This window comes from Psychroserpens mesophilus (assembly GCF_050617655.1).
GTDB classification, from domain to species: Bacteria; Bacteroidota; Bacteroidia; order Flavobacteriales; family Flavobacteriaceae; genus Psychroserpens; species Psychroserpens mesophilus_A.
Genome location: NZ_JBODQC010000485.1, coordinates 1 through 238, shown reverse-complemented (window position 1 = coordinate 238; position 238 = coordinate 1). Strand labels below are relative to the sequence as shown.

At 52.5% G+C, this 238-nt stretch carries 1 pseudogene; it reads left to right on the top strand.

Annotated features, from left to right (window positions below):
- Window positions 1-238: pseudogene (locus tag ACRHNM_RS18095) on the top strand (cytochrome c oxidase subunit 3); the annotation flags it as partial.

Here is a 238-nt window from a genome sequence, read left to right as displayed (position 1 = left end):
GAGGCGGTAACCGCCCGCTGGGTGCGAGCTACGGCAAATTGATGATGTGGTTCTTCATCGTCTCGGATGCCCTGACATTTTCCGGCTTTCTGGCCTCCTACGGTTTTTCCCGCTTTAAATTCATCGAAACCTGGCCGATTGCCGACGAGGTGTTTACGCACGTGCCGTTTTTCCACGGGACGTATCCGATGTACTATGTGGCCTTTATGACCTTTATCCTCATCATGTCTTCGGTGAC